This is a genomic window from Winogradskyella bathintestinalis (genome assembly GCF_030407435.1).
GTDB lineage: Bacteria > Bacteroidota > Bacteroidia > Flavobacteriales > Flavobacteriaceae > Winogradskyella > Winogradskyella bathintestinalis.
This window is the reverse complement of the sequence record NZ_JASDDK010000002.1, coordinates 865,130-890,318: the sequence shown is the minus strand read 5'-3', so window position 1 is coordinate 890,318 and position 25,189 is coordinate 865,130. Positions and strand designations below refer to the sequence as shown.

Sequence of the window (25,189 nt, the reverse complement as noted above, 5' to 3'; positions counted from 1 at the left end):
TTAATGGACGAATATTTCTTTCAATGTCCGTACTGCTGGGAACAAATCTCTATGTTGGTAGATACTTCTCAAAAGCAACAGAACTACATTGAGGATTGCGAAATTTGCTGTAATCCTATTCAAGTCACCATTGCTATAAATGATCAAGAAATCGTTAATTTTCAAGCTGAAAATATAGAGCAATAAAAGTTTTATGAGCCTGACATACAGTTTTTTATGAAAGACCAGTATGCAGTTCGTCGAAAAAAGTTGCATTTTATAGTCTTATCTTTTATATTCGTGCAGTTATTGTGTCCCTCCACAAAAATCTACGATATCATGAAGACACTAAAAATAACATTACTATTCTGTCTACTTTCTGTTTTTTCTTTTGCTCAAGTTTCTGAAGACCAAAAGGCAGCACTTTTAGATATTTATAAGGCTACAAATGGGGATTCTTGGAATAAGACTTGGGACTTAAACCAGCCAACGTCGCAATGGTATGGAGTTACGTTAGCCGGTGAAAATGTAGTTGCCATAAATTTAGGTTTTAATGGCTTAAAAGGCAGTCTTCCGGAATCGATTTCCAAATTAACACATTTAAAAGTTCTTAATTTATCGTTCAATAAATTAGAAGGTGAACTTCCAAGTTCTTTAATGAACTTGTCTCAATTAGAAACTTTAAAATTGTTTTCTAATAGTTTTAGTGGGGCAATTCCTAATAATATTGGAAATCTGACGAATTTAAAATCATTAGAATTATTCAATAATGATTTTTTTGGTGAGATTCCTGCATCAATCGGTCAATTATCTAACTTAGAAAATTTAATTCTAAGTAGTAATCAGTTGATGGGTAGATTACCCTCTAGTTTATCAAATCTGCAATCATTAAAAGTATTAAGTGTATTCGACAATAATTTGTTGGGGACCATTCCAAATTCAATAGGTGAATTATCACAATTAGAAGAATTAATATTATCTAATAACGCGTTTTACGGTAATTTGCCAGATGGGTTAGCTGAATTAAAGAGTTTAAAAACATTATTATTGGGCAATAACCAGTTTAAAGGAAATTATGCCGAACTAAAGCAAAAGCTTCCAAATATTGTCGATTTTGATTTAGATCACGCAAATTTAGAAGGAGCATTAGCTACCTTAGATGCTGAGGATGACGACAATGATGATTAAATTATTTTATATTCACATTTTTATTTAGATTAAGAATAGCGTTCAATTTATTTTGTGCGTTATTTTTTTTAAATATTCTTTGTGGTTTAATAAAAAGTATTATCTTTGCAGTCCTAAAATGATTGAGTCGGCATTATGAACCGGAAGTTAAGAGCTAAGAAAGTCATTTTAAGTTTATATCGCGGGATAGAGCAGTAGGTAGCTCGTCGGGCTCATAACCCGAAGGTCACTGGTTCGAGTCCAGTTCCCGCTACTAAGTAAGAGTAATCAGAAATGGTTACTCTTTTTTTATATAAAATTTTTAAGTGTTTGTCTAAAAATATAAATCACGAACAAATAGGTTCAGCTGTATTAGGAAACCTTAATATTTTAGCTTTCACACACTGCATTTTAATAGCAAACCCACAATTATAGCGTATATAAATTAATTAATTATGTTATATTTTTGTTGCGTTTGTACAAATTAATAATTGTCCTTCGTGATTTAAAACGTTATACATATTTTTAAATATGAGTACCACAGAAGCCGCATTAAAAGAACGTATTAAAGAGCTCACATGCCTTTACGAAGTGTCCTCAATCATTGCAAATGCCAATGAATCTTTGCTAGAAGATACTTTGCAGGCCATTGGTTATAGTGCTAAAAAAGGATTTCAGTTTCCCGAATATACCGACATTACGATTATAACTGAATTTCATAAGGTAGCGACGAAAAAAGAACATCTCGAGAAATTGCAGATTAATGCGCCAATTCATGTTTTTAATGCAAAAAAAGGACAGTTGTTTGCATTTCTATGCGCTTCCAAATTTACCGAGAAAGATTTTCTGCCAGAAGAACAACAGTTGCTTAACAGTATTGCTCAAAAAATAGGTAACTTATTAGAGCGCATAGAAATTCAAAATAACGAGACTTCCTTAAAACGCCAAATGGAACGTGCAGACCGACTAGGTATTTTAGGGGAAATTACGGCGGGAATTGCGCATGAGCTTAATACACCTTTGGCTAATATTTTAGGATTTGCCGAACTATTGAAGGACGATTTAAAAGCTAGTGATGCCGCATCTCAAGATGTTGATAAGATTATTAAAAACGCCATTTTTTCTCGTGAAGTGGTAAAGAAACTTATGTTTTTTGCCTGCGAAATGCCACAAAAAATGAAACGTATTAATCTGGTGCCAATTATTAAAAATGCTATTCATCTATTGGAGGCGAGTTTTAAAAAAGAAAAGGTAAAATGTGTCGTTGAAATGGATGAGGATCATATGTGGCTTAGAGCAGATCCTATACAATTAACGCAGATTATTTTTAATCTATTAATGAATTCCATTTATTTTTCTCCTAAAAATGGTTTAGTAACTGTTAAGGCTTCGCAATCAAATGAAGAGATTATCATTAAAATTATCGACCAAGGTACCGGGTTTACAAAGGAAGCTTTAGATAAAGTGTTTCAACCGTTTTTTACAACTAAACCAACGGGCGATGGTTCAGGATTAGGTTTAAGTGTGGTGCATGGGATTGTAGCTTCGCATAAAGGAAAAATTACAGCGGCAAATAATACATCACAAGGTGCTATTTTTACTGTAACTTTGCCTAAAGTTTAAATCTGAACCAATGCATTTACGTAAAGAGAATATATTAATTGTTGATGACGATGTAAACATACTCGAACTTTTACAACGTCATTTACAGTCTTGGAATTACCATGTATTCAAGGCTGTTTCAGTTAAGGAAGCGGTTACTATTTTAAGTGATTCAAAAATTCATTTATTAATCACAGATTTAAAAATGCCGGAAATTGATGGATTTGAACTTATAAAATTTGTATCTGAGCATTATCCTAAATTACCTAAATTGGTGGTTACTGGTTACCCGTCTGTACAGGATTCGCTTACAATTATAAAATCTGGTGCCGTAGACTATTTAACCAAGCCTTTCACAAAAGAGGAATTAAACTTAGCCATAAAAAAATCTATAATACCATTTGAAGATAATACAATAGTTCATAAAAAACATCTCGATGGAAAAAATGAAACCTACGGCGATATTATTGGTAATTCGGTAAAAATAAACGAGGTTATACAAGTTATAGAGCGTGTAAAAAATAATAAAGCGACCATCTTTATAAAGGGTGAAAGCGGAACAGGGAAAGAATTAGTAGCGAGAGCGATTCATTATCAAGGTAAATTTTCTAGAGCACCATTTATCGCGGTTAATTGTGGTGCAATTCCCGAAAATTTATTGGAATCAGAATTATTTGGTTATACGAAAGGAGCATTTACAGGAGCAGAGCAATCGAGGGATGGTTTTTTTCAAGCAGCCGATGGTGGTACCATTTTTTTAGATGAAATTGGTGATGCATCACTTGCAGTACAATCCAGATTATTACGAGTACTTCAAGAAAAAGAAGTGGTAAAGGTTGGGGCACAAAAAGCAGTAAAAATAGACGTTAGAATTATCGCTGCGACAAATAGTAATTTGCGCACTATGATTGCAAAGCAAACCTTTAGAGAAGATTTGTATTACCGTCTAACTGTAGTGGAGATTAACGTTGCTCCTTTGCGTGAACGGAAAGAAGATATCACGCTTTTGGTTGATAAGTTTCTGGTTAAATACGGTTTAGAATATAAAGACCGATATCTGAAAATCACACCGGAAGCCTTAACGATTTTAGAGCGATATGATTGGCCTGGAAACATAAGAGAGTTGGAAAATATTATTCAACGCGCAGTTATCATGAGTGATAAAATGGTAGATATTGAGCATTTGCCCGAACACTTAAAATATAATTTAAAAATGTCTTCAACGGTGTTACAGCCCTTAAAAGAAATTGAAAAACAATATATAAAAAAAGTATTACGTTCCACTGATAATAACAAAACCAAAGCTGCCGAAATTTTAGGTATTGATCGTAAAACCATACGACAAAAACTTTCGGAATAATCATATTTCAAATGAGTAAAAACTACCCAATCGGGTAATTTTGTACCGCTTCTTTTTGTTTTTGTATTTTATTGAGATTCTTCAACCTCTTTATTTATAGGGAGTTTCTAACTTAAGAGATGATGTTTTACAGACTTGGCACAGCCATTGCTAAAAGGTACATTAACATTAATACTTCTTAAGATGAATCACTTAAATATTTGCCCAAGTTGTGTGCATCGTAATGATTGTGTATTAACAGCACAGAAAGACAAGGTATGGTCCTGTAGTGAGTATGATGCATTGACACCTGAAGCAATAAATTTGGCAAAAGTACCACAATCAAAACGTGTACTAGAATTAGTATAACTATTTAATATAAACATTTATGATTTTTAAAGCACTATTATCGGCATTTAGATCTCAATATCTAATTGAGAAAAAGGTAAAGGTAAGATCGGCTAGAGATAAGTATATTTTTGATAGATATCAAGAAAGATCGATCTCTAATCGCTATTTTAAATAATTAAAAACTAAAAAATTACAATTAAATTTAAAAATAAGTCGGTAATGCTAATTGGACATATGATACAAAGTAAACCCATATAATTTCATAGACGTATAACCACTGAATATTATTATTAATTAAATTATTATAAAACATTTTTATTAATGACGACATTAACAGCAGATTTAAAGAAAAACAATAAAAAAGTACCGGTAAGAGGTATGATGGATAATGTTATGGAGCAGTTTAATAGTGCTTCAGACTATATTGGATTACATCCTAATATTAGAAAAATTTTAAGCATTACCAACAATGAGATAATTGTAAATTTTCCAGTAAAAATGGATAATGGTGAAGTAGAGATTTTTCAAGGTTATCGCGTACAGCACAATAACGCTTTAGGACCTTACAAAGGAGGATTGCGCTACCATCCAACTGTCGATATTGATGCAGCTCGAGCTTTAGCAATGTGGATGACTTGGAAAACATCATTAGCAGGTTTACCTTATGGTGGTGGAAAAGGCGGTATTAAGATAGATCCATCAAAATACTCACAAGCAGAATTAGAGCGTATAACTAGACGTTTTACATTTGCTTTAGCAGATAATATTGGTCCAGAGCACGATATACCTGCACCAGATGTAAATACAAATAGTCAGACAATGGCTTGGATTGCAGATACATATATGAGTACGCGTCCACCAGCTGAACGTACTGCAAATCAACACGTGGTTACAGGAAAACCAGATGGTAGTGGCGGACTTGAAGGTCGTGATAGAGCCACAGGATACGGCGTCTATTTATCAATTAAGTTTTGGGCTGAAAAAAACAATGAGCCATTAGTAGGTAAAAAGTTTATCGTTCAAGGCTTTGGTAACGTTGGTTATTGGGCTGCGCATTTCTTAGAGAAAGACGGTGCTCAACTTGTTGCTGTACAAGATGCTTATGGTAGTATTGAAAACCAAAAAGGAATTAATGTTGAAGATCTCTTTAATTATATAAAGGTTAATGAGGGAAGCATCGTGGATTTTCCAAATGCTAAAACGATAGACAAGGATAAATTTTTTGCGCTAAACTGTGATATCTGCATACCTGCAGCGTTAGGCAATCAGATAACAAAGCAGAATGCTCCTAAAATTAAAGCCACGTTAATCGCAGAAGGTGCTAATGGACCTACAAATGTAGAGGGAGAGAAAATCTTGATAGATAGAGGTATTACTGTGATACCAGATATTTTATGCAACTCAGGTGGTGTTGTTGGTAGTTATTTTGAATGGTTACAAAATCGTAATGGTGAAATCTGGCAGCTTGAAGATGTTATGGCAAAACTAGATAAAAAGATGAAAGAATCTTTTAATAAAGTGTTCGATTATGCTAAAAATGAAGGCATAGATATGCGTACCGCAGCATTTTGTATTGCCATTCAACGCATTGAAAAAGCTTACATACAAAGAGGGATTTTTCCTTAATTATTTAAAACATTCAAGGACATGAAATACGGAAGTTTAATATTAGAAAAAAAAGAATATGTGTATTTAAAACGCATACTTAATATCTCGGGTTATGCAGAAGATCATGAAACCCAAAGATGTTTAATGGCCTTGTCAGAAGAGCTAAAATCGGCTCATATTGTCGATGAAGAAGATATACCAGACGATGTTATAAGATTTAACAGTAATGTTACATTGGTATTAGAAAGTGGTATAGAAAAACAATTGAGAGTTGTTGCTCCTATGTACAAAGATTTAAAACAAAATAAAATATCTATTCTTACTCCTATGGGATCTGCATTGATAGGTTATTCAACAAACGATGAGATATTTTGGGATTTTCCATCAGGAAAACAACAACTAAAAATTGTAAACGTCGTTCAAGAAAAATCTATGGATAAAATAGATGTGTTAATTTAAAATTATAAGAAATGGAAAATTTAAATACTAATATATATGATCATGATACAAATGTGGATATGACCCATAAAATCAATACCATGGAATTGGATAATTGGATTAACCATTTAAAGTACATAAAAAAAGAATTGGTAAATCTTATGAATATCTGTGCCGATGGTTTAAATGAAACCTTAGAGGATGATGGTAAAGCAGGAAGTTTTCAAAAAAAGAAGGAGGAAAATGATACGCTTTTAGAAGCACTTATTAAATATTCTAATTCGAGAACTAATATATTAGAATGTGAAGATACCCAATGTGATATGGCTTATATAACAGAACACGAAAGCTATCGAAGAAGTTATTTATACCATTTAGATAAATACCGAAGACTTAAAGACGAATTTTTTAATAAGGTTCAAAAGAAGTGTTTACCTCTAAGGTCAAATTAATTTTATTAAAAACTTGAATATAGTTTCTGCACACACCATAGAAACTCAGCGAAGATTATTCATAGAGAAGGATATAAGAGAAGTACGTACTTGGATAGATAATCTAGAATATTATAATACTGAGCTAGAAGATTTTAAAATTGTTGAAAAACAACTTATTAGAAATTCTACAATAGCCACAAATATTCTAATGATCCGAAGAAAGAATATTTTAAATATGGCTGCTTTATGTAAATATGAGCAAGCTTTAAAAGTTGAATATGAATACGGAAAAGTTGATTATAATGCCAATAGAGCGAAGGTGCATGAAACAAAACGTGCGAATTATTTAAAATTTTTAGAAGAATATATTTTACTGAATAAACAATTTTTTAATTCCCTTAAAAACCTTCAGCGAAAATTTTGAATCCCCTAATTTAAACTGAAGTATCTTAGAAACACAACACTGGTAATTGCTTCCTCACTAACTGATAATTGATAGTGTTTGTGTTTATAGCCGTGAGAACGTTGGTTCTCACGGCTATATCTAGGAGATGACGAAAATATACAAATGTATGTAACGCTTTAATTTCATAATTCGATATTAAATAAATCAAATAGAGCTTTCACTAAAATTAATGATGTTTTAATTTTAAATTGATGTCTTAATATTATAAATCAATGTGGTAAAACCTATATCATTTATTGAAATTCTAAATTTTGAATATCGATAATGCCCCATCCATTTATTCTAATAAATACCCATAGTTGACTATTTTTTATTTCAATATGAGAAACGGTTAAGTTATCTAAAGATCCAATAAGTGATATTCCTTCTTTAAGTTCGAGATTGGAAGCAAGTTTGGTGTTAATTAAATTCAAGTTTTCTTTCACAATTGGTTTTAGGTCAAAAGATAATTTTTCGATGATTTTCTGATAAATAAATGTGTTTAATATAGATTTCAACATCTGATCAGTAATCCAGCTTTTACCCTTACTATCCATCTTATAACTCTCAATGAATAGTTTTTGATTATCTACATCAAACGTTAATTCCATTAAAATACTTATAAGAAGTTCTCGCTCTCGAAAAAGAAATGTAAGTGTTTGCAATTTTACTGTAATTGCTATATTGTAAATATCATGCGTACTTTGGGATATTTTAATATCGAGAATTTTCGCATACTTAATTTCTTTTCCCTTGGGGTCTTCTTTACTGATGATTTCGCCAACAAATTTCTTGGCTAGGAAATTTTCAATAGCGTCAAAACTTATTTTTACAGGAATTGTCATTAAGATTTCTTCATCAATTGACATGTCATTTGTATCCATTTTTTTAGACTTATATTGTTAGTGTTTTAAGAGCGTATTTGGTCCATAATCCACGCTGTATGTGTCGCAGTCTCTCCGGTAGAAGGATGTGTAATGCCTTTTGTTAAATATTCGCTCATACTTTGAACATGATATAACTGAATATTTTCTGGGTTTTCAATTTTCATACTTACCGAATCATTATGATGTTCTAAAATAATTGGCTGATCATCAAATACCGAAAATTTAATCTTTCCTTGGCTCCCATAAATTTGTACATGATCTTCTCGTTTTTCAGTGCCAAAATTCCAACTACCAGAACCTGTAATTCCTGTGGTATGAAGCCAATTTCCAGTTACGGCGTCCATGGATGAATAGAGGCCTTGTTGATTTACGGCAATCCCATTCGCTTTTGCAAAATCCCCTAAAAGATAGGCGAATAAATCTAATCCATGCGATGCTAAATCATCAAAATAACCGCCAGGTGCAATATTAATGTCTGTACGCCAATTATAAGATTGAGATAAATCGATATCGTTGGCTGGTTTGCTGAAGTGCCAACTAAGATGCCTTATCCGTCCTATTTGGTTATCATTAAGCCATGATTTAATTTTTACAAATCTTGGTAACGATCGTCGGTAATAGGCAACAAATAACGGCAGTTTGTTTTGTTTAAAAACGTAAGTTATGTTTAGACAAGATTGATAGGATGGAGCCATAGGTTTTTCTATGCAACAAATTTTTCCAGCTTTGGCAACTTTAAGTGCATAATATTCGTGAGAATCTGGCGGTGTGGCTATATAAACCGCATCGATATCAATAGCATTAATAAGATCGTCTGCCTTGGCATAGACTTTAGGGATGTGATGTCTTTTTGCAAAATCTTTCGCCTTATCGAAGTCTCTTCGCATTACGGCAATTAAATTAAACCCTTTGGTTTGTTGATATGCCGGACCGCTCTTTTGCTCAGCAACCGTACCACAACCTATTATGCCCCAGTTATATATTTTCCTTATTAATATCAAGCGTTGTGTTGTATTTAAATTAAAAAGTTCCTAAAATCTTTATCGGTATGATTGATAATCTCCTAATGATATTATAGTCCTCAATATTCAAATATATTATATTTAGGTAGGTAATTTTAGATCAGAGTCGATTAAATTCATTTGGTGAAATTTCAGTTATATTATTGAATTTCAGTTAATAAGACTGAATGCTAATTGATAGCATTAATAATTATTCTTTTTGAATTAATCATAAGGTACCAAAACTCATAACTTTGAATTGAGTGGATTATAGAGTAATAAATCGTTACTTTAAGATCTGCTTTAAAACTAATGTTTAATCAATAAATTTAAAATTATGAAAATTAAAAATTCAATAATAACAATGGTATTGACCTTTGTAACCGTATTTGCATTTGCGCAAAATAAAGATGATATGCGAATTATGAAAGATGCCGAAAAGGCAATGTCGACCTTAAAAGCCTCAGATAAAGGATTAGAAGATTTCTTTAGCAATTCATCAGGTTATGTAGTCTTCCCGAATGTCGGAGAAGGAGCATTAATCGTGGGTGCCGCTTCAGGTAATGGTGTGGTTTATGAAAATGGATCTGCTATAGGAATGGCTAGTATGAAAAAATTGGATATAGGTGCGCAAGCAGGTGGAGAAGCTTATATGCAAGTTATTTTCTTTGAAACTGAAGAAACTTTGAACGAGTTTAAAGAAGAAAATTTTGAGTTTTCTGCAGAAGCAAAAGCTGTAATTGTAGATAAAGGAGCAAGTAAAAATGCCAATTATAATGATGGTGTTATACTTTTTGCTAAATCGAAAGGTGGAGCAATGGCCGATGTTTCTATTGGAGGACAAAAATATAGCTATTCAGAATTTTAAGAGAATCCTTAATATTTAAAAATAAGAAAGTCGATTAGAACAATCGGCTTTTTTTTATTGTTAAAGAATGTGTTTTGCTAAATTCAATTTTTCCATTTGGTTTGATTTATATCATTTTTTAATATTAAATTTGATATTATTAAGTAATCACCTCCAAACCATATAAGTAGAATTAAATGAAATTATTTTTGAAATTCGATTTCACTAAAATTAGTAATGTTGTTCTTCAAGAAAAGTTGAATGCTCATAATTTGAAATACCAACAATCTGCATTTGGAGAAATTGAACTTTTGGAGAAAGTTTCTGCCCAACAATTAGAGGCATTTAATGATAGTATTAAGAATTATGGTATTTATATCATTGAAGATGCGAAAAACATAATTGTTCAAAAAATAAAAGATGCCATTATGGAAATGGTATTTAGTGAACAGAATCAAATTTCCGTAAAAACTTCTGTGTTTTTATCCGAAAAACTTAATCAGAGTTATAGTTATCTCTCAAATTTATTTTCCGAAGTTACGTTTACCTCTATAGAAAATTACGTCATTTTACAGAAAATAGAATATACCAAGACTTTACTAATAAAAGACGAATTGTCCTTAACTGAAATTGCATACAAACTCAATTATTCTAGTGTTGCACATTTAAGTAAACAATTCAAAAACACAACAGGTATAACGCCATCAGCGTTTCAGCGTATTATTTTAAAACGAAAAGAAATTAGAACAGACCAATAAAAATACCTTTAAAAAATTATGAATAAAGAATACATCAATATAGCCTTAGCGGATGATGACGAGGACGATATATTATTCTTTACTGAAGCTTTTGAAGAACTTAGAATTAAAAATAAAGTTTCTACTTTTAAAGACGGTATTGAGTTAATGATTTATCTAGAGAAATTGGAAGGAGAACTTCCTGATTTATTATTTTTAGATTTAAACATGCCTAAAAAATCAGGAATGGAGTGCTTGGAGGAAATTAAGGCAAACCGTAAATTTAAGGATTTAATTATAGCTATATATTCCACATCTTCATCTGAGGAAGATGTAGAAAATACGTTTGTGTTAGGCGCTAATATCTATATTAAAAAACCTAATAATTTTGAGAAACTTAAAAAAGTATTATCTGAAGTGGTCACAACAAATTGGCAATATCACACCAACAGTTTAAATAAAGAAAACTTCTTGTTACGATTATAAATTATGTCTCTAACACCCAGCAAACTTTTAAAAATTATATTTGGTATAGGTCTGTTTGTGATTCTATGTATAGGCGGATTTACGTATAGACATCTTAATTCGCTTTCGAAAACCAATGAAGTTATTAAAGAGACGTACACATTACGAAGTGAATTAGATAATATTATCTCCAATTTAAAAGATGCAGAAGTTGGTCATAGAGGGTTTTTACTTACACACGATTCTTTATTTCTAAAACCATATCAAGAAAGCAAACAGAAAATAGAGAATAACTTAGCTAGATTAGACACCTTAATTTTAGCTAATCAAAGTCAACAACTTAATTTAGATCAATTAGAAATCGATATTTCTAAACGATTTGTAATATTTAATAAATCGTTGGACATCGCTGATGATAAAATTATTTTAAGTGAAGACATATTGTTGCTATTGCACGAGGGCAAAATTAAAATGGACCGTATCCGAGAGGATATTGCAAAAATGCTAGATTATGAAAATAAATTATTATTAGAAAGTCAAGAAAAAAATGAACAAGCTATTGGTGTCACACCGTTATTTCTTTATGGTATTTTAATTTTAACCTTAATATTATTATTAATGGCCTACGCCAAAATTAATGATGACTTAAAAATATTAAAAGACAATAACGAAGATTTACAGGTATTTAAGAAATTAACGGAGCAGGCAGAAATTATAAATAATAGTGCCACATGGATATGGGATATTGTCAATAATAAATTTGAGTTTTCAGATAATTTATATCGATTAGTAGGCGAAGAACCTCAAAGTTTTGAACCAACATTAGAAAACTTTTTTAGTTATGTACACGAAGATGATCGTGAAGGCTTTGGGCAACAAGTTAATTTAATGATTAAAAAAGAAGATCTTCCGTTTGCTACCTATAGGGCTGTACATAAGGATGGCACCGTAAGGAGTTTAAGAGCTTACGGAAAACTAATGGATACAACCATTGGAGAAAAATTTTTATTAGGGGTTACTACAGATATTTCCGATGATGTAAAAAACTTTGAAACCATTGAAGAACGGAATTTAGAATTGGTGCGGAATAATAAGGAATTGTCAGATTTCAACTATGTCGCTAGTCACGATTTGCAAGAACCACTACGTAAAATCCAAACCTTCATCTCACGACTAGAAACCAAAGAGAGTGAAAACCTTACCGAAAAAGGAAAATTCTATATTGAAAAAATAAAATCTTCTTCAGCAAGAATGCGAATGCTCATAGAAGATTTATTACAATATTCACGTACATCAAATTCCGATAGTGAGTTTAAGAAAACAAATATGAATATGTTACTGGAGGATGCCAAGCAAGAACTTTCCGATAGCATTGAAGAAAAGAATGCCGAAATTATTAGCGATAGCTTACCAACTATGGAAGTTGTTTCCTTTCAGATTCAGCAATTGTTTATTAACCTTATAAGTAATTCATTAAAATATTCGAGATCGGGTATTGCTCCTAAAATTGAAATAACACATCAAGAAGTCTTATCTAAGAATGTAAAAGTTTTGGAAAAGTCCTTATTCAAATACCATCATAAATTCACGTTCAGTGACAATGGAATTGGATTTGAACAGGCTTATGGAGAAACAATTTTTGAGCTATTTAACAGATTACATGGTAAAACTGAATATTCTGGAACGGGAATCGGTTTAGCTATTTGCAAAAAAATAGTGGAAAACCACCATGGAGTTATTTTAGCAGAGGGGAAACCGAATCTGGGTGCTTCCTTTATCATTTTCTTTCCGTTTTTAAAATAGCAATATCCAAAAAATCTTGTAATAGTATAACAGATTATGCAAATTGTATAATGATTACAAAATACTAATGTTGAATTTTGTGTGTATATGCTATTATTACTTAACCACCAACTTCATACCAAGACCATCACTTTTCTTCCATGCAGATTATCAGTTTTTTTTCTAAGCGAAAGTTTTAAAATTTAATTATTAAAATGAAAACTTTTCTCTACATATTCTTGGTTTTACTCATTATTCTATGGGCTCTTGGTTATTTTGTTTTTCTCATTAGTTCAGTCATCCACTTATTACTACTAGTTGTAATTGCAGTTATCATTGTGATAAACTGGAAAAAATAAAGCGTTACCTAATATATTTTACTTCATAATTTTTGCTGTTAAAATGTTAACAGTGAGTGGTGTACGTAATGCGTATCAAATTCCTAATAATTTTTCATTAAGTTTTGTTTAACATTAAATTGAAATGATATAACATAATCGAAAAATTGTATAACAGAAAAATTAAGCTTGTGTTGTTACTTTGTATAAAGAAAATCTAACATAAAACATTTTGTTTATGAACCTATCTTCACAATACATACAGAAACAGTTTGCCAAGGTTGGAAGAATATTTCCAAAACCAATTTTAAAAGCAACTTCTAATTACGAGGTTAAGTTGAAGAGTAAACTATAGATTATATAATTAATCATTTACATCAACTTACCAAATTGTCTAACCAAAAAATCGTTACATATGAAAACCATAGAAATTAAAGCAAATAATCTTCAAAGCATGTTCCACAATTTAAGAAATATAATTGGTGGTACGTTTACAACTCAACTTAATGAGGGAGAATTACAAATAGATAATGAAATTGGAAAAGGTTTCATTAGGGGTATCGAATTGGAAAGAGATACCACTTTTGTAGAATTTGATATTAAATTTAAAGATAACGTAAAATTTATCTTGGAAAGCCCTAAACGATCGGTTGTTAACTTTTTGTATTGTGCAGAAGGTAAGCTGTCGCACTCATTTAATAATAATACAGGTAAAACAACTAGCATAGGCACTTTTCAAACGGGAATTTCTACCAATATTGTAACTACCGAGAATCATATCTATTTTGAGAAGGATGTTTATGTAAACGCTTCTATAGTTACTGTAAACACGTCTACATCAACTTTAGAGGAACATCATATTAATAAAATGGTTTCTGAAATTTTTATTGAAAACAATGAAACTGACTATTGCTATACCGGATCTTATAATTTGAAAATTGCAGATAGCATAAACCAATTAAAAGCTATTAAACAAAAAGGAGTCGTAAGAACTCTTCTTATACAAGGATTGGTAAATGTTATACTTGCCATGGAAATTGAACAGCATTCTATGGATCTTGAAAGTTCTCAGAATCCAACAGGTTCATTAACTACTTACGAATTGAAACAGGTAAAGGAATTATCGGATTATATCAACAATTTCCCTGAAACGAATTTAAGTGTTATGGAACTTGCTGCAAAAATTTCAATTAGTCCGGCAAAGGTGCAAGTTGGTTTTAAGCTAATGCATGGTAAAACACTGAATACTTATATTAGATACGTAAGAATTAAAAAATCAGAAGAGCTTATTAAAAATACTGATTTAAACATTTCAGAGATTGTATATTCATTAGGTTTTTCAAGCAGAAGTTATTTTTCTAAAATCTTTAAAGATCAATACAACTGCTCACCAATAGAATATAAACAGAACATTAAGTTTGCGGCAACCGCATAAATTTAAAATGAGATTGACTATAGAGGTTAAATTAAGAGGAATTGTCAATTAGTCTGAAGTAACATTGTGCTCTTTTTAAGAGCACAATAGTTACAGTGACTGTAAATAAGTAATCTCATCATCTGTTATTTCTGATTGATACGAGTTCAAATTTATTCGTTCAACATTTCAAAAGTTTACATTAAGTTAGCTGTAACAGCATACTATATAGAGAAAGAGTTTCAAAACATATCAAAATATGTTTCGAAGCTCTTTTTCATTTTAATTTCTATCAATACTAATGTGAAATTTATATTTTTGATTTATGAATGATAATTTACAAAATGAATTCTTCGGTATTGGTATTCAAAATGGTAAAACCCCTGAAAACTTAGGAGTACTTTGGCGTTCTGCTCAAAATTTAGGAGCTAGTTTTATATTTACTATTGGTAATCGTTATGCTAAACAAGCTTGTGATACGCACAATGCGGTAAAATCAATGCCCTATTTTCATTATAAAACGTTTGACGATTTCTTTGAAAACTTACCCAAAGGAGCGCGTTTGGTTGGTGTAGAATTATCAGATAAAGCGGTCGCTTTAGAAACCTTTAATCACCCAAGACGTTGTGTCTATTTACTCGGAGCTGAAGATCATGGTTTATCTAATCAAGCCATAGATAAAAGTCATTTTTTAGTCAAATTTCAATCGCAATTAAGCCTCAACGTTTCGGTTGCTGGCAGTATTGTAATGTATGATCGTGGTATTGATAAACCCCGAGTTTAGTATTTAAATTTATTTTCATTTCAAATTAAGCATAAAAAAACCTTGAATATTTAATTCAAGGATAGTACCTAAATGTTTCCGGTTTTAATTTTGAATCTGTTACACCATATAACAAAATTAGATTCTTGTCTGTAAAAGCAAAGCGGTGTATTATCTTTTCAAAGTTTTATCCATTCATGGAAATCAAAAACTCTTCATTATTTTTAGTCTGTTTAAAGCGGTCATTTATAAATTCCATAGCTTCTACAGGGTTCATGTCAGCTAAATACTTACGCATAACCCACATTCTCTGAATCGTGGTATCATCTAACAATATATCATCGCGTCTAGTGCTCGATGATGTTAAATCAATAGCAGGGAAAATTCTACGGTTAGAAATCTTACGATCTAATTGAAGTTCCATGTTACCTGTACCTTTAAATTCTTCAAAAATTACTTCATCCATTTTAGAACCTGTTTCCGTTAATGCTGTAGCAATAATAGTTAAAGAACCGCCATTTTCAATATTACGAGCAGCACCAAAGAAACGTTTTGGTTTATGTAGTGCATTAGCGTCAACACCACCAGAAAGAATTTTTCCAGATGCCGGTTGCACCGTATTATAAGCTCTTGCTAAACGTGTAATAGAATCGAGTAAAATAACCACATCATGTCCACATTCTACCAACCGTTTCGCTTTTTCTAAAACGATATTAGCGATTCTTACGTGTTCATGCGCTTCTTTATCAAAGGTTGAAGCAATAACTTCACCACGCACATTACGTTGCATATCTGTGACTTCTTCAGGTCGCTCATCGATTAATAAAATCATTTGATAAACCTCAGGATGATTAGCTGCTATAGCATTAGCGACATCCTTTAAAAGCATTGTTTTACCTGTTTTAGGTTGCGATACAATCATACCACGTTGTCCTTTTCCAATTGGAGAGAACAAATCCATAATTCGTGTGGAAATAGTAGATTGCTTTTCTGCAATATTGAATTTTTCTTGTGGAAATAATGGAGTTAGGTGCTCAAAAGCTACGCGATCTCTTACCACATTTGGGTTTTGTCCATTAATTTTACTCACTTTAATTAAAGGGAAATATTTTTCTCCTTCTTTCGGTGGTCTTACATGGCCAAGAACTGTATCTCCTGTCTTTAATCCAAACAATCTAATTTGCGATTGAGAGACATAAATATCATCTGGAGAAGATAGATAATTATAATCTGAAGACCGTAAGAATCCATAACCGTCTTGCATTATATCTAAGACACCTTCACTTTCAATAATTGCATCGAACTCATAGTCTGGCTCACGATAGCGATTTCTGCTATCTTTATTACCATTATTTTTCTGGTTATTCTTGTTGCGATTGTTGTTATCCTTAGAGCGATTCTGTCTATTATCGTTAGTACGCTTTTTATCATCTTTTTTGTCATTAGATTTAGTAGTATCCTGACTTTTTTTATGATGCGTCTTCTCTTTGCTAGAACTATCGTTGCTCGGTTTGTTAGTTCGTGATTTTTGTTCCTTAGGTTTTGAATCTTCTTTTTTCTCTTCAGAAAATTCAATGGCTTTTTGATCCTTATCAGATTCAGATTGTGGTTTTTTCTGTACCCTAATGCGTTTTTGAGCCGGTTTTTTAGGTGTTGTTGGTTCCGGTGTTTTCTCGGTTTCCACTTTAGTCTTTACGTCGTCTGGATTGGCTGCTTGGTAATCGAGGATCTTATAAACCAAGTCTAATTTTTTTTGTGTACGGTATTTAGGTACATTTAGTTGTTTTGCTATCTCCTGCAATTCAGGAAGTTTTTTAGCTTTTAACTGAGAAATTTCAAACATTCTGTATGTTGTATATGTATTATAGTTTTGATATAATTAATTCAATGTTTTCTAAATGAAAAAAAAAGAAAAAAAGTGAGATTAATATGGAAGATTAGAAGGATGCAACTCAGTGGGTTACTTCTTTCTATTGCAATAATACGATTTTATTTTAAAACAATTTACATCTTTTTTAAAAATAAACCGCTAATTTTGCAGAACTTTTTTAGTAATAGCTATGATTCAACGCATTCAAACCCTTTATTTATTTTTAGCTGCTGTTATTTCGGCAGGCTTAATATTTGTGTTTTATTTGTGGACCAATAATGAAGGAGTAAAAATATATGCCATAAATGATTATTTATATTTAGGCTTGTTTTTAGGCTCAGCTTTGTTATCTTTGATTTCAATATTTAGATATAAAGACAGGAAATCTCAATTTGTTTTGGGACGACTTAATATAATATTAAACTTTATTTTACTAGGAATTTTTGTTTATCAATCTCTAAATTTATCTGGAGAAATTAACGTTTCTGAGAAAGGTATTGGGATTCTTCTTCCTATTTTTTCTATTGTGTGTTTAGTCTTGGCTAACAAGGCTATAAAAAAGGATGAAGATCTTGTAAAATCTGTAGATCGATTACGATAAAACTAGAATCTTAATTAGTGTGAAAAACCCAAACGCTGCCGTTTGGGTTTTTTTATTGAAATTCAATAACCTCCAAATCCTCAATTTTTTTACCATCGATTTTAAATCGTAACATGGTTCTAACTTTATGGAATCCATGTTTACCAACCGCTCCAGGATTCATATGTAGTAAATTTAGCTTTTTATCTGGCATTACTTTTAATATATGCGAATGACCAGTAATAAATAGGTCAGGAGGATTTGATTGCAATTCGTCTCTTACAAGATTATTATATTTTGGAGGATAACCTCCAATGTGAGTAATCCAAACATCAACGTTTTCACATACAAAACGATTGTGTAGTGGAAATTCGGTTCGTGCTTTAGCGTCATCAATATTTCCATAAACTGCTCGCAACGGTTTTAGTTTTTTTATGCTATCCGTAACATTTAAGCTTCCGATATCACCAGCATGCCAAACTTCGTCTGCTTGTTTTACATATTTTAAAATAGCGTCATCTATGTGGCTATGCGTATCCGATAAGAGCAGTATTTTTTTCAAGAGAATATTTAATTTCGTAAAAACGTTTCAAATAATAATGACCAGTGCTTATTCAATTCTAAATATTACGTTAACGAGATTCTCGCGTTCGCAGGAATAGAGTAACTTTGCACTTTAACAAAAGTAAGATTTCTATTGCGATTTTTTATCGAACTTTCATATAATGGTAAAGCATATCATGGCTGGCAGAACCAACCTAATGCTATTTCTGTACAAGAAGTGTTAGAAAAAGCACTTTCTACCATATTGAGAACCAATATTTCAATTATGGGTGCAGGCAGAACCGATACGGGAGTTCATGCTTCTCAAATGTTTGCTCACTTTGATTTTGAAGGTGATTTTAAAAATTTAGATTTGGTCTATAGGCTCAATTCTATTTTACCTAAAGATATAGCTGTAACATCTGTTTTTGAAGTGAAACCCGAGATTCACGCGAGATTTTATGCTACTAGCAGAACATATCACTATAAAATTACGACATCAAAAAATGTATTTGATTATGACTTTGCTTATCAGGTACAAATGCCTTTAGATATTGAAGCGATGAATAAGGCATGTGAAATTTTATTTCAGTATAAAGATTTTCAATGCTTTTCCAAGTCGAATACAGATGTAAAAACGTATAATTGTGAGATAATGGAAGCCAATTGGCTACAGCAAGGCGACGAATTATTATTTACGATTAAAGCAGATCGTTTTTTAAGAAATATGGTAAGAGCCATTGTCGGTACTATGGTTAACATTGGTTTGGGGAAATTAAAACCAGAAGATTTGCATTATATTATAACCTCCAAAAATAGGGGTAAAGCCGGATTTTCAGTTCCTGCGCATGGCTTATATTTAGTGGGAATTAATTATCCTGATACTATTAAACAGTAATTTTTCACGAGTAATTGCATGTGAAATCGTTTCCTGTATTTTGGAAATGATACTTAAAAGAAACACCGTGCGTATAGCATGGTACAATATGAAAGAAAAAAGCAAAAAAATATTTGATACATCATTGTTTACGCGATTATTACAGTACATAAAACCTTACCGTACCGTATTTGTGATTTCGTTATTTTGTGTTGTAGGATTGGCATTATTTGGCGCCTTTAGACCTTATGTTTTAAGAGAGGTCATAGATGTTAAAATCGCAAATAAAGAATACAATGGTTTTGTAATTTATATGCTAATTATGTTAGCGTTGTTGGTTTTAGAAGTAGTGTCGCAATTACTATTTATCTACTACGCAAGCTGGTTAGGGCAGTCAGTAGTAAAAGATATCCGGGTAAAGTTATTTAAGCATATGCTTAAATTTAAAATGACGTATTTCGATAAATCGTCCGTAGGTGTTCTAATTACTAGAGCTGTAACTGATATGGAACGTATTGCCGATATTTTTGGTGAGGGACTTTTTATGATTTTTAGCGACGTTTTAAAAATGGTGGTGGTTGCTGGTTTTATGTCAATGATAAATTTAAAATTAAGTCTTATTGTATTCGTGACTATGCCAATTGTATTGTTCGCTACTAAGATTTTTCAGAAGTACATGAAAATAGCGTTCGAAGATGTGAGGACAGAAGTTTCAAACTTAAATTCTTTTGTTCAAGAACGGGTTACAGGAATGAAAATTCTTCAATTATTTACAAGAGAAGATACAGAGTATAAAAACTTTAAACAAATTAATGAAAGACATAAAAAAGGCTGGTTAAAAACAGTTTGGTACAATTCTATCTTCTTTCCTATAGCAGAATTTTTAGCCTCGTTAACTATGGCAATGGTCATCTTAGTAGGCGGATTTGATGCAATTTCAGATAAGGCGGGCACCACTCTTGGGGAATTAATAGCTTTTACCATGTTTATTCCTATGTTGTTTAGACCGCTTAATCAAATTGCGAACAAATTTAACACGCTACAAATGGGAATGGTCGCTGCAGACCGTGTATTTAAAGTATTAGATACTACTTCAAATATTGATGATTCTGGTACTATTGAAGCCAAACAATTTAATGGTAATATATCTTTTGAAGACGTAAGGTTCTCTTATGTAAATGATGAAGAAGTTTTAAAAGGTATTTCATTACAGGTTGAGGCTGGTGAAACAGTAGCCATTGTAGGAGCAACTGGAGCCGGCAAATCTACAATTATCAATTTATTAAACCGTTTTTATGATATTAATTCGGGAACTATAAAAATTGACGATATAGATATAAAATCCATGACATTGAATTCGCTTCGAAGTCATATTGCCATTGTATTGCAAGATGTATTTTTGTTTGCAGATACAATTTTAAATAATATTACACTAAATAAAGATGATATTACGGAAGACGATGTTATAAATGCCGCGAAAGCTATTGGAATCCATGATTTTATCGTGAGTCTTCCAAATGGATATCATTATAATGTAAAAGAACGTGGTGTAATGTTGTCTTCTGGTCAGCGACAGTTAATTTCATTTTTAAGAGCTTATGTTACTAATCCTAGTATATTAATATTAGATGAAGCGACGTCTTCGGTAGATTCGTATTCAGAACAATTAATACAAGATGCAACAGATAAAATTACCAAAGGCAGAACGTCTATTGTAATAGCACACCGATTAGCAACGATACAACAAGCCGATAAAATTATTGTAATGGATGCAGGTGAAATTGTTGAAATAGGAACGCATAAATCACTTCTCGAAAAAGAAATGGGCTACTACAAAAACCTTTATGAAGTTCAATTTATGAAAGAGGAAGTAGTTTAATTTATTTATTTATTTAAAGCGCCAAATAATTTAAAGTAAAGGACACTATGCCTTAATGTGATTTTAAAAATGTATTTAAGAAGGTAGAATAAATAGATAACTTTACTTACTGTAATTGCAACCGAGGCCATAAAATAATAAACCTTTATAAAAAGTAGACTGCTAAAGACTACAGTTAAAATGATAATTTGAACATCGTAATAACGAATTATCACTAAATATCTTGTAAAGTTAAACTGTGTTTTGTCTATATAATACGCTAGTTAGGTGGCAAGAGAAGGACCACTAACTATGTAAATAATAGTTTCATATTTATTAAAACCAACAAAGTCCGTTGTATTCACAGCATTGTCTGAATACTTGAAATACTCCCTAAATGAATTTTCTATAGCGAGTAAATCGGTGTTGATAGTATCCTAAAATAAGGTTGACATTATATGAACTTGAGGAAATGGCAGAACTATAGCGCATCAGTTAACTTTTTTCGTGTAAGATTAATGTAGTCAATAATTACCGCATTGTGTTGTTAAAATAAGGTGTTAAAGAGAGGTGAAAATTTATTTTCAATGAAAATAAACGGCTCATTCACTTGTTGGGTCAATAGTCTTTTTATTTAATGATTCTGAATATTATTTGCGCTACAATCACTATAAACTTTTTGTGAGTCTCTAAATGAATTATTACAGTTTGTACAGGTTACTAACCTAGATCTTCTTTAATTTTTTGAACAAGTTCAGCCGTGTCATTAAACATTTCGAAATCACCATTTTTTATGTATGAAATCTGTCCGGTTTCTTCACTCACGCAAAGTGCCAAAGCATCTGTTTTTTCGGTAATTCCAATAGCAGCTCGGTGTCGTAACCCAAAACGTTCTGGAATATTTTTTTCATTATTTACAGGAAGAATAACACGAGTTGCTTTTACAATATTGTTATCAATAATAGCTGCGCCATCATGTAGTGGACTATTTTTAAAAAAGATACTTTCAATTATTGGTTGAGACACTAATATATTCATTTCGTCCCCCGTGTTGGTTAAAAAATCCAAGTTATTATTGCGTTCAAGGACAATTAGTGCTCCGGTATTAGAAGACGCCATTTTGTTGCAGGCATTGATAATTGCATCTACATCTGTAGAGGTTTGGTCGTCATTTTTAAGAAATTTAAAATTTTTAAATAAATTACGCTTTCCGCCTATATTGGTAGACCCTACCATTAGCAAAAATTTTCTAATTTCAGGTTGAAAGACTACGATTAATGCAATAATTCCAACCTTCATAAAACCATCGAAAATGCTGTAAAGCATTTGCATATCGAGGTAATCCGTAAGTCGCCAAGCAAAATATATTATAAGAATACCAATAAAAATGTTGATTGCTACGGTTCCTTTAACAAGTTTGTAGATATAATAGAGTAGAATAGCCACGAGAAAGACATCCACAAAATCGATAAATCTAAAATCCCAAAGTTGTAAGTTTTCCAAAAAGTAGGTGTTTTTGCTAATTTAATAATTAATGTTAAGTAGTGGAGAAAAAGATTGTCAATAATTGCAATCTTTCGGATTCTCAAAACCTGACTGATCTACAATTTAGTAAATAAACTCGTTGTTTTCTATTTTGAACTGTTCTGATTTAAGTTTTATTAATTCAGATTTTATGGAAATATAATCCTGAAAGCTGATGTTTTTATTAAAATTCAAGATTATAGGTGTGATCATGCTATTACCTGTCTGAAAAATATTTTGAAGATCTACAATCAATTCTATACTATTGGTTGTTTTGCTTTGTGGATTGTCACTCGAATCAGTAAATAGTTTAATTTCGTTCAGACTATTAACTTCTATTATTATCGCTTTTTGCAACTTTATAGATGATGACTTCTTATCAAAATTGCTGGACGATTCATGAATATAACTCACGTCTGTAAACTCCAAAAATCCTAAATTTTCAATTTTAGTATCATTACAAGTAAAATAATTTTTGGCATCTTCATTTTTGTGCAATTCTGAATTCCGCTTTTTTTCTTGCATTAATATTATTTTCGGAATCGCTTGGCGTAAGGTTAAACGTTTATCTACATTAACCAACCAATTGGTGGTAATTATTAAGTTCTTTCGGTTTAATAATGTGGAATCGGGTTGGGTTTCATCATAAAATATATATGCCGGTGACATGTCTAAAACTTCTGTGACTTCGGCGTTCTCAATTTCAGGCAATAATAATGTTCGTTCGTTGTTGCAACTATAGCAACAAATAATTAGTAGTAAAAGTGTAATACGCATTGTTTAATTTAATTTCAATTGATTAAAAAGAGTTACACACTCCATAGCTTCTTTTACATCGTGTACCCGTAAAATTTTCGCACCCTTTTGCAAAGCCACCATATGCAGTGCGGTAGTGCCGTTGAGTGCGTTTTCTGGAGTTAAGTTCAGCGTTTTGTAGATCATAGATTTTCGTGAAACACCGGCTAAAATTACTTTATCAGTCATCTGGAGTAACTCTAATTGATGCAACAATTCAAAGTTTTGCATTCTAGTTTTTGAAAATCCGAAACCTGGATCTATAATAATATCATTGATTTTTGCCTGATGTGCAGCCACAATTCGTTCACCGAAATAAGAGATAACTTCTTTAGTTATATCCTCATATTGCGTTTGCTGTTGCATGGTTTTAGGATTACCCTTCATATGCATCATAATGTAGGGAACTCCTAATTTTCCAACAGTAGATAACATGTTTTTGTCTAATTTTCCAGCCGAAATATCATTAATAAGGGCTGCGCCAGCTTCAATACTTTGTTGAGCGACATTGCTTCTAAAGGTGTCAATAGAAATTAAAGTTTCAGGAAAATCTTTCAAAATTAATTCCACAACAGGAATAACTCGTTTTAGTTCTTCGGCCTCCATAACATCATCAGCATTGGGTCGTGAGCTATAGCCGCCAATGTCTATAAAGGTAGCACCACTTTTTAGCATGGTTTCTACCTGTTTCAACATGTCAAGTTTATTAGAATATACACCGCCATCAAAAAATGAATCTGGAGTTACATTCAAAATACCCATTACTTTTGGTGTGGCTAAATCAATTAAATTTCCTTTGCAATTTATTTTCATATTTAAACTAAAATTGGTGTTAAGAAAACTTTAAACCCCAAACTTTGAACATCTAATTTATTTATGCGAAATTTACGGAAATTTATGCGATAATCGAGATTTACACATTTCTAGTCGTACGCTTTTCTATTTATTTTAAGACTTATATATTTATGCAATCCCTTACAGGAAGCTAAATTTTAACCAATGCAAGATACTTCAAAACAATACGATGCCATTATAGCGAAATGTAGAGCGCTGTTTGTCAATAAAATGAGTGATTACGGGAGTGCTTGGCGCATTTTGAGATTACCTTCATTAACCGATCAGATTTTTATAAAAGCGCAACGCATTAGAGGCTTGCAACAAAATGAAGTAAGAAAAGTAGATGAAGGTGAAGCAAGTGAGTTTATCGGCATTATTAATTATTGTCTAATGGCCTTGGTGCAGTTAGAAAAAGGTGTCGTTGAGCAACCAGATTTAAACACACAAGAAGCGGCTGAATTGTATGACGAAAAAATAGCGGTGACTAAACAGTTAATGTTAGACAAAAATCACGATTATGGTGAAGCATGGCGCGATATGAGAGTGAGTTCGTTAACCGATTTAATTTTACAGAAATTATTACGAGTAAAACAAATAGAAGATAATGCCGGAAAAACGCTCGTAAGCGAAGGAATTAACGCCAATTATCAGGATATGATTAACTATGCGGTATTTGCTTTGATTCATTTAAACGAATCGAATTAATGC

At 31.7% G+C, this 25,189-nt stretch carries 26 protein-coding genes and 1 tRNA gene; 20 read left to right on the top strand and 7 right to left on the bottom strand.

What is annotated here, in order from left to right:
- Window positions 1–3 precede the first annotated feature (3 nt).
- The 10 genes from QMA06_RS08905 (at window position 4) to QMA06_RS08860 (ending at window position 7,342) form a co-directional block, all read left to right on the top strand.
- Complete coding sequence (locus QMA06_RS08905; RefSeq protein WP_290206484.1) at window positions 4–186, top strand: CPXCG motif-containing cysteine-rich protein; 183 nt, start codon at window positions 4–6, stop codon at window positions 184–186.
- Between the two features lie 132 nt (window positions 187–318).
- Entirely contained in the window at window positions 319–1,167 is an 849-nt protein-coding gene (locus QMA06_RS08900) for a leucine-rich repeat domain-containing protein (protein ID WP_290206483.1), read from the top strand.
- A gap of 180 nt (window positions 1,168–1,347) precedes the next feature.
- Window positions 1,348–1,420: transfer RNA gene (locus tag QMA06_RS08895), tRNA-Met, on the top strand.
- A gap of 257 nt (window positions 1,421–1,677) precedes the next feature.
- Window positions 1,678–2,769 carry a sensor histidine kinase gene (locus tag QMA06_RS08890; protein ID WP_290206482.1) on the top strand — a complete coding sequence of 364 codons (1,092 nt, stop codon included), beginning with the start codon at window positions 1,678–1,680 and terminating at the stop codon, window positions 2,767–2,769.
- A 10-nt stretch (window positions 2,770–2,779) separates the two neighbouring features.
- Window positions 2,780–4,108 carry a sigma-54-dependent transcriptional regulator gene (locus QMA06_RS08885; protein WP_290206481.1) on the top strand — a complete coding sequence of 443 codons (1,329 nt, stop codon included), beginning with the start codon at window positions 2,780–2,782 and terminating at the stop codon, window positions 4,106–4,108.
- A gap of 183 nt (window positions 4,109–4,291) precedes the next feature.
- Window positions 4,292–4,456, top strand: coding sequence for a hypothetical protein (locus QMA06_RS08880; protein ID WP_290206480.1), 165 nt, complete (start codon window positions 4,292–4,294; stop codon window positions 4,454–4,456).
- Window positions 4,457–4,759: 303 nt separating this feature from the next.
- Window positions 4,760–6,064, top strand: coding sequence for a Glu/Leu/Phe/Val family dehydrogenase (locus tag QMA06_RS08875; RefSeq protein ID WP_290206479.1), 1,305 nt, complete (start codon window positions 4,760–4,762; stop codon window positions 6,062–6,064).
- Between the two features lie 21 nt (window positions 6,065–6,085).
- Window positions 6,086–6,505 carry a GreA/GreB family elongation factor gene (locus QMA06_RS08870; protein ID WP_290206478.1) on the top strand — a complete coding sequence of 140 codons (420 nt, stop codon included), beginning with the start codon at window positions 6,086–6,088 and terminating at the stop codon, window positions 6,503–6,505.
- A gap of 11 nt (window positions 6,506–6,516) precedes the next feature.
- Complete coding sequence (locus tag QMA06_RS08865) at window positions 6,517–6,936, top strand: hypothetical protein (RefSeq protein WP_290206477.1); 420 nt, start codon at window positions 6,517–6,519, stop codon at window positions 6,934–6,936.
- A gap of 13 nt (window positions 6,937–6,949) precedes the next feature.
- Window positions 6,950–7,342 (top strand): hypothetical protein, encoded by a 393-nt coding sequence (locus QMA06_RS08860; protein WP_290206476.1) that lies wholly within the window; start codon window positions 6,950–6,952, stop codon window positions 7,340–7,342.
- A gap of 275 nt (window positions 7,343–7,617) precedes the next feature.
- On the opposite strand, the gene QMA06_RS08855 is transcribed toward QMA06_RS08860, so the two are convergent.
- Window positions 7,618–8,247: a DUF4403 family protein gene (locus QMA06_RS08855; protein WP_290206475.1), complete on the bottom strand. Its 630-nt coding sequence runs from the start codon at window positions 8,245–8,247 to the stop codon at window positions 7,618–7,620.
- Window positions 8,248–8,273: 26 nt separating this feature from the next.
- A complete protein-coding gene (locus QMA06_RS08850; protein WP_318036595.1) occupies window positions 8,274–9,251 on the bottom strand; it encodes a Gfo/Idh/MocA family protein in 978 nt (325 codons plus the stop codon).
- A 337-nt stretch (window positions 9,252–9,588) separates the two neighbouring features.
- Between QMA06_RS08850 and QMA06_RS08845 the strand changes: the two genes are divergently transcribed.
- From QMA06_RS08845 to QMA06_RS08815, 6 genes are all read left to right on the top strand, one after another.
- A complete protein-coding gene (locus QMA06_RS08845) occupies window positions 9,589–10,119 on the top strand; it encodes a lipid-binding SYLF domain-containing protein (RefSeq protein ID WP_290206474.1) in 531 nt (176 codons plus the stop codon).
- 176 nt (window positions 10,120–10,295) lie between these two features.
- Window positions 10,296–10,856 (top strand): helix-turn-helix domain-containing protein, encoded by a 561-nt coding sequence (locus QMA06_RS08840; RefSeq protein ID WP_290206473.1) that lies wholly within the window; start codon window positions 10,296–10,298, stop codon window positions 10,854–10,856.
- Between the two features lie 18 nt (window positions 10,857–10,874).
- A complete protein-coding gene (locus QMA06_RS08835) occupies window positions 10,875–11,321 on the top strand; it encodes a response regulator (RefSeq protein ID WP_290206472.1) in 447 nt (148 codons plus the stop codon).
- A 3-nt stretch (window positions 11,322–11,324) separates the two neighbouring features.
- A complete protein-coding gene (locus QMA06_RS08830) occupies window positions 11,325–13,103 on the top strand; it encodes a sensor histidine kinase (RefSeq protein WP_290206471.1) in 1,779 nt (592 codons plus the stop codon).
- Between the two features lie 732 nt (window positions 13,104–13,835).
- Complete coding sequence (locus QMA06_RS08820; protein WP_290206469.1) at window positions 13,836–14,855, top strand: helix-turn-helix domain-containing protein; 1,020 nt, start codon at window positions 13,836–13,838, stop codon at window positions 14,853–14,855.
- A gap of 304 nt (window positions 14,856–15,159) precedes the next feature.
- Window positions 15,160–15,618: an RNA methyltransferase gene (locus tag QMA06_RS08815; RefSeq protein ID WP_290206468.1), complete on the top strand. Its 459-nt coding sequence runs from the start codon at window positions 15,160–15,162 to the stop codon at window positions 15,616–15,618.
- A gap of 166 nt (window positions 15,619–15,784) precedes the next feature.
- On the opposite strand, the gene rho is transcribed toward QMA06_RS08815, so the two are convergent.
- Entirely contained in the window at window positions 15,785–17,440 is a 1,656-nt protein-coding gene (rho, locus tag QMA06_RS08810; protein WP_290206467.1) for a transcription termination factor Rho, read from the bottom strand.
- 217 nt (window positions 17,441–17,657) lie between these two features.
- Here rho and QMA06_RS08805 point away from each other — a divergent pair, with 217 nt between their 5' ends.
- On the top strand, window positions 17,658–18,068 hold the full coding sequence (locus QMA06_RS08805) for a DUF4293 domain-containing protein (protein ID WP_290206466.1): 411 nt from the start codon (window positions 17,658–17,660) through the stop codon (window positions 18,066–18,068).
- 52 nt (window positions 18,069–18,120) lie between these two features.
- On the opposite strand, the gene QMA06_RS08800 is transcribed toward QMA06_RS08805, so the two are convergent.
- Entirely contained in the window at window positions 18,121–18,609 is a 489-nt protein-coding gene (locus QMA06_RS08800) for a metallophosphoesterase family protein (RefSeq protein ID WP_290206465.1), read from the bottom strand.
- A 135-nt stretch (window positions 18,610–18,744) separates the two neighbouring features.
- Here QMA06_RS08800 and truA point away from each other — a divergent pair, with 135 nt between their 5' ends.
- Window positions 18,745–19,488, top strand: a complete 744-nt coding sequence (truA, locus tag QMA06_RS08795; protein ID WP_290206464.1) for a tRNA pseudouridine(38-40) synthase TruA — start codon at window positions 18,745–18,747, stop codon at window positions 19,486–19,488.
- Window positions 19,489–19,576: 88 nt separating this feature from the next.
- A complete protein-coding gene (locus QMA06_RS08790; RefSeq protein WP_290206463.1) occupies window positions 19,577–21,346 on the top strand; it encodes an ABC transporter ATP-binding protein in 1,770 nt (589 codons plus the stop codon).
- A 699-nt stretch (window positions 21,347–22,045) separates the two neighbouring features.
- Here the strand turns inward: QMA06_RS08790 and cdaA are convergent.
- The 3 genes from cdaA to folP all read right to left on the bottom strand — a co-directional run bounded on the left by cdaA (window position 22,046) and on the right by folP (window position 24,457).
- Window positions 22,046–22,828, bottom strand: a complete 783-nt coding sequence (cdaA, locus tag QMA06_RS08785; protein ID WP_290206462.1) for a diadenylate cyclase CdaA — start codon at window positions 22,826–22,828, stop codon at window positions 22,046–22,048.
- A 105-nt stretch (window positions 22,829–22,933) separates the two neighbouring features.
- On the bottom strand, window positions 22,934–23,626 hold the full coding sequence (locus QMA06_RS08780; protein ID WP_290206461.1) for a hypothetical protein: 693 nt from the start codon (window positions 23,624–23,626) through the stop codon (window positions 22,934–22,936).
- Between the two features lie 3 nt (window positions 23,627–23,629).
- Window positions 23,630–24,457, bottom strand: a complete 828-nt coding sequence (gene folP, locus QMA06_RS08775; protein WP_290206460.1) for a dihydropteroate synthase — start codon at window positions 24,455–24,457, stop codon at window positions 23,630–23,632.
- A gap of 186 nt (window positions 24,458–24,643) precedes the next feature.
- On the opposite strand from folP, the gene QMA06_RS08770 reads away from it, so the two are divergent.
- Window positions 24,644–25,186, top strand: a complete 543-nt coding sequence (locus QMA06_RS08770; RefSeq protein ID WP_290206459.1) for a DUF1599 domain-containing protein — start codon at window positions 24,644–24,646, stop codon at window positions 25,184–25,186.
- The last annotated feature ends 3 nt before the right edge of the window (window positions 25,187–25,189 follow it).

Coding starts and splice junctions, on each gene's coding strand:
- rho (WP_290206467.1), bottom strand. CDS start 17,440: ATGTTTGAAATTTCTCAGTTAAAAGCTAAAAAACTTCCTGAATTGCAG.
- QMA06_RS08870 (WP_290206478.1), top strand. CDS start 6,086: ATGAAATACGGAAGTTTAATATTAGAAAAAAAAGAATATGTGTATTTA.
- QMA06_RS08790 (WP_290206463.1), top strand. CDS start 19,577: ATGAAAGAAAAAAGCAAAAAAATATTTGATACATCATTGTTTACGCGA.
- QMA06_RS08880 (WP_290206480.1), top strand. CDS start 4,292: ATGAATCACTTAAATATTTGCCCAAGTTGTGTGCATCGTAATGATTGT.
- QMA06_RS08770 (WP_290206459.1), top strand. CDS start 24,644: ATGCAAGATACTTCAAAACAATACGATGCCATTATAGCGAAATGTAGA.
- QMA06_RS08855 (WP_290206475.1), bottom strand. CDS start 8,247: ATGGATACAAATGACATGTCAATTGATGAAGAAATCTTAATGACAATT.
- QMA06_RS08885 (WP_290206481.1), top strand. CDS start 2,780: ATGCATTTACGTAAAGAGAATATATTAATTGTTGATGACGATGTAAAC.
- QMA06_RS08845 (WP_290206474.1), top strand. CDS start 9,589: ATGAAAATTAAAAATTCAATAATAACAATGGTATTGACCTTTGTAACC.
- QMA06_RS08805 (WP_290206466.1), top strand. CDS start 17,658: ATGATTCAACGCATTCAAACCCTTTATTTATTTTTAGCTGCTGTTATT.
- QMA06_RS08875 (WP_290206479.1), top strand. CDS start 4,760: ATGACGACATTAACAGCAGATTTAAAGAAAAACAATAAAAAAGTACCG.
- QMA06_RS08815 (WP_290206468.1), top strand. CDS start 15,160: ATGAATGATAATTTACAAAATGAATTCTTCGGTATTGGTATTCAAAAT.
- QMA06_RS08890 (WP_290206482.1), top strand. CDS start 1,678: ATGAGTACCACAGAAGCCGCATTAAAAGAACGTATTAAAGAGCTCACA.
- QMA06_RS08905 (WP_290206484.1), top strand. CDS start 4: ATGGACGAATATTTCTTTCAATGTCCGTACTGCTGGGAACAAATCTCT.
- folP (WP_290206460.1), bottom strand. CDS start 24,457: ATGAAAATAAATTGCAAAGGAAATTTAATTGATTTAGCCACACCAAAA.
- QMA06_RS08900 (WP_290206483.1), top strand. CDS start 319: ATGAAGACACTAAAAATAACATTACTATTCTGTCTACTTTCTGTTTTT.
- QMA06_RS08830 (WP_290206471.1), top strand. CDS start 11,325: ATGTCTCTAACACCCAGCAAACTTTTAAAAATTATATTTGGTATAGGT.
- QMA06_RS08780 (WP_290206461.1), bottom strand. CDS start 23,626: ATGCGTATTACACTTTTACTACTAATTATTTGTTGCTATAGTTGCAAC.
- QMA06_RS08835 (WP_290206472.1), top strand. CDS start 10,875: ATGAATAAAGAATACATCAATATAGCCTTAGCGGATGATGACGAGGAC.
- QMA06_RS08820 (WP_290206469.1), top strand. CDS start 13,836: ATGAAAACCATAGAAATTAAAGCAAATAATCTTCAAAGCATGTTCCAC.
- QMA06_RS08840 (WP_290206473.1), top strand. CDS start 10,296: ATGAAATTATTTTTGAAATTCGATTTCACTAAAATTAGTAATGTTGTT.
- QMA06_RS08865 (WP_290206477.1), top strand. CDS start 6,517: ATGGAAAATTTAAATACTAATATATATGATCATGATACAAATGTGGAT.